Below are 3,240 nucleotides of genomic sequence, written 5' to 3'. Positions count from 1 at the left end.
TCCCGTGGCTATGGGCGCCTAAGCGACGATCTGCTCGAAGTGCGGGACGACACCCCAGCCGAAGACACCGGGGACGAACCCGCCCTGATCCGCCGAACCACGGGTGTACCGGTGTTTGTGGCCCGCCAGCGGGCGGCGGCGGCACGGGCTCTGTTGGCCGCGCATCCCACGGTGGACGTGCTGCTGTGTGACGACGGGCTGCAACATCTGGCGCTGGCGCGCGACATCGCGGTGGTGGTGTTCGACGACCGTGGCGTGGGCAATGGCTGGCAACTGCCCGCAGGCTTGCTGCGCGAACCCTGGCCGCCCGGCCACCACGCCAGCCGGCCCGATCTGCTGCTGCACCAAAGCCGCGACCAGCATCCAGCCAGCGCACTGACCGTCCCCACAGGTCTACCGGCGTTCGGGGCTGTGCGCCGATTGGCCGAACATGCTTTCAACGCCGAGCAACACCGCATACCCCTGACGCAGCTGCGCGACCAGCCTGTGGTGGCGGTGGCGGGCATTGCCCGCCCCGACGTGTTTTTTGACATGCTCCAAGAGCGCGGCCTGCAGCTGGCCCGGACCGTGCCACTGGCCGATCACGCCGGCGCCGACGCCTACCGCGCCGTGCTGCAAAACGCCCAGCAAGCCATCGTCTGCACCGAAAAAGACGCGGTGAAGCTGTTTGCGGCCGCGCGCGATCAAGGCGGCACGACCCCGCCGATCTGGGCCGTGCCGCTTGCGCTGCAGGTCGACCCCGGGTTTTTCACCGCCATCGACGCCTTGCTCCATCAGGTTCGGGAAAGCCTCGCGAAGCGGGCCCGCGCGACGGATTGAGCACCGGCCCGACTATCATCGGCGCATGGACACCAAACTGCTTGAACTGCTGGTCTGCCCGGTCACCAAGGGCCCATTGTTGTACGACCGCGAGAAACAAGAACTGCTGTCGCGCAGCGCGCGTCTGGCCTATCCAATCCGCGACGGTATTCCCATCCTGCTCGAAGACGTGGCCCGCCCCATCACCGAAGAAGAAGCGGCCCGCCCAAAGGCCCCCAGCCCGCAGCCATGAGCGACGGCGCGGCCCCTGGATTCACCGTGCTGATACCGGCACGGCTGGCGTCCAGCCGACTGCCCAACAAACCCCTGGCCGACATCGCGGGCCTTCCCATGGTGGTGCGCGTGGCCCGACAGGCGGCCCAAAGCGGCGCAGCCCGCTGTGTGGTGGCGGCCGACGATGCCCGCATTCTCCAAGCCTGCCAAGCCCATGGCGTGACCGCCGTGCTGACCCGCAGCGACCACGCCAGTGGCAGCGACCGCCTGGCCGAAGCCTGCGTGCAACTGGGACTGCCCGATGACGCCGTGGTGGTCAATGTGCAAGGCGACGAGCCGCTGATCGACCCGACCTTGATCGACGCAGTGGCCGACGAGCTGCGCCAGCGCCCCGACTGCGTCATGAGCACAGCCGCCCATGCCATCGCCAGCATGGGCGATTTTCTGAACCCCAACGTGGTCAAAGTGGTGCTGGACCGCCACCACACCGCACTCTACTTCAGCCGGGCGCCCATTCCCTGGTGGCGCGACGGCATGGCGGCCGCGCCTGGCACTGCAGCGCCACCGGCCAGCCTGCCCAGCCCCGCGCCGCTGCGCCATGTCGGCATCTACGGCTACCGCGTCGGGTTCTTGCGCTCGTTTCCGCTGTTGGACCCAGCGCCCCTGGAGCACACGGAGTCGCTCGAACAACTGCGTGTGCTCTGGCACGGACAGCGCATTGCGGTACACGTTTGCGACCAGGCCCCCGGCCCTGGCGTGGACACCTTGGACGACCTGGAGCGGGTGCGCCTGATCGTCGCCAAGCAGGCCGCATAAGGGCCTCTTTCCCCTGCTCTGAGCTGTAAGGCTGGTGCACGGAGGTGCATGCTATCCTCGCCCGGTTGCCCCGCACCCGGTGCGAGAGGCCGCCGCCTGCTGCAGGTGGCCAAGAAATTGAAACCATGAAAAAAGGAAAGCGATGAGACTGATACTTCTGGGCGCTCCGGGCGCCGGCAAGGGCACGCAAGCCACCTTCATCTGTCAGAAATACGCGATTCCCCAGATCTCCACCGGTGACATGTTGCGCGCTGCCGTCAAGGCCGGCACACCGCTGGGCCTGCAAGCCAAAGCGGTCATGGAATCGGGCGGATTGGTGAGCGACGATCTCATCATCAACCTGGTCAAAGAACGCATCGCCCAGCCCGACTGCGCCAAGGGTTTCTTGTTTGACGGTTTTCCACGCACCATCCCGCAGGCCGATGCCATGAAGGCCGCTGGCGTGAAGCTCGACTACGTGCTGGAAATCGACGTGCCTTTTGAGGCCATCATCGAACGCATGAGCGGGCGCCGCTCGCACCCGGCCTCGGGCCGCACCTACCACGTCAAGTTCAACCCCCCCAAGGTCGAAGGCAAAGACGATGAAACCGGCGAACCCTTGATCCAGCGCGAAGACGACAAGGAAGCAACCGTCAAGAAGCGCCTGGAGGTCTACAGCGCACAGACCCGCCCGCTGGTGGACTACTACAGCAACTGGGCCAAAAGCGACGCCGCTGCCGCGCCCAAGTACCGCGCCATCAACGGTACCGGCTCGGTAGAAGAGATCACCGCGCGCGCGCTGGCTGCCTTGTCCGCCTGAAGCGCGCCAACCACGCCAGCACAGCACAGCCCGGCCAAAGCCGGGCTTTTTTTCGCCGTTTCAATGGAACGGCAACCCCAAGTACCCCGCTTCAGTTTTCCATCAACGCCAGCATCAAGGCAATGCGTGCTTTCACCGGCGACAAGCCCGCCGAGTCGGGAAACAGCGCCGCGCTGTTGGCCAGCACCCGACCATGGGCGCAGCGCGATGCCCGGACCACCCGAACGCCACTGGCCTGCGCCTCCAGCAAAGCGTCCGAGAGCGCCGTGTGCAGCGTGCCATTGCCGGTTCCCGCCACCACCAGGCCACGCAACGGGTTTTCAGGGTGGGCCGCGCTGTGCGCGAGCAAGGCACGCACCACCGATCCGTCGGCGTCCGCGTGGCTGACCACCAGCTCCACCCAGGGCAAGCCGCCGGCCTGCCGCAACCGCAACAGGGCGGCTGCATCGTAGGGGACCGCATCGTTGTCCGGTGCCACCCAAGCGCGGAACAAGCGCAAGTGCCCTTCTTCCACGCAGCCCAAGGCCCCGGCATCGCCCGAGTCGAACGCGTCCACCCGGTAGGTGTGGACTTTGCTCACGTCGCGGGCCAGG

4 protein-coding genes and 1 pseudogene are annotated in these 3,240 nt (G+C 66.8%); 4 read left to right on the top strand and 1 reads right to left on the bottom strand.

Annotation, left to right across the window (positions count from 1 at the left end; all coding sequences use genetic code 11):
• The 4 genes from lpxK to adk form a co-directional block, all read left to right on the top strand.
• Positions 1 to 819, top strand: an 819-nt coding sequence (lpxK, locus tag ABYB95_RS20090) for a tetraacyldisaccharide 4'-kinase (RefSeq protein ID WP_372661009.1), incomplete at its 5' end; no start/stop codon positions are given.
• A gap of 25 nt (positions 820 to 844) precedes the next feature.
• The gene (locus ABYB95_RS20085; RefSeq protein ID WP_372661006.1) at positions 845 to 1,051 is read left to right on the top strand and encodes a Trm112 family protein; all 207 of its coding nucleotides are present in this window, start codon (positions 845 to 847) and stop codon (positions 1,049 to 1,051) included.
• The gene (kdsB, locus tag ABYB95_RS20080; protein WP_372661004.1) at positions 1,048 to 1,848 is read left to right on the top strand and encodes a 3-deoxy-manno-octulosonate cytidylyltransferase; all 801 of its coding nucleotides are present in this window, start codon (positions 1,048 to 1,050) and stop codon (positions 1,846 to 1,848) included. Before ABYB95_RS20085 ends, kdsB begins: the two co-directional genes overlap by 4 nt.
• 142 nt (positions 1,849 to 1,990) lie before the next feature.
• Positions 1,991 to 2,647 carry an adenylate kinase gene (gene adk / locus ABYB95_RS20075; RefSeq protein WP_372661001.1) on the top strand — a complete coding sequence of 219 codons (657 nt, stop codon included), beginning with the start codon at positions 1,991 to 1,993 and terminating at the stop codon, positions 2,645 to 2,647.
• A 91-nt stretch (positions 2,648 to 2,738) separates the two neighbouring features.
• On the opposite strand, the pseudogene ABYB95_RS20070 reads toward adk, so the two are convergent.
• Positions 2,739 to 3,240, bottom strand: a pseudogene (locus tag ABYB95_RS20070) (asparaginase); the annotation flags it as partial.

It is taken from the genome of Hydrogenophaga sp., assembly GCF_041633695.1.
GTDB lineage: Bacteria > Pseudomonadota > Gammaproteobacteria > Burkholderiales > Burkholderiaceae_C > Hydrogenophaga.
This window is presented reverse-complemented; position numbering and strand designations above follow the sequence as displayed.

Coding starts and splice junctions, on each gene's coding strand:
- kdsB (WP_372661004.1), top strand. CDS start 1,048: ATGAGCGACGGCGCGGCCCCTGGATTCACCGTGCTGATACCGGCACGG.
- adk (WP_372661001.1), top strand. CDS start 1,991: ATGAGACTGATACTTCTGGGCGCTCCGGGCGCCGGCAAGGGCACGCAA.
- ABYB95_RS20085 (WP_372661006.1), top strand. CDS start 845: ATGGACACCAAACTGCTTGAACTGCTGGTCTGCCCGGTCACCAAGGGC.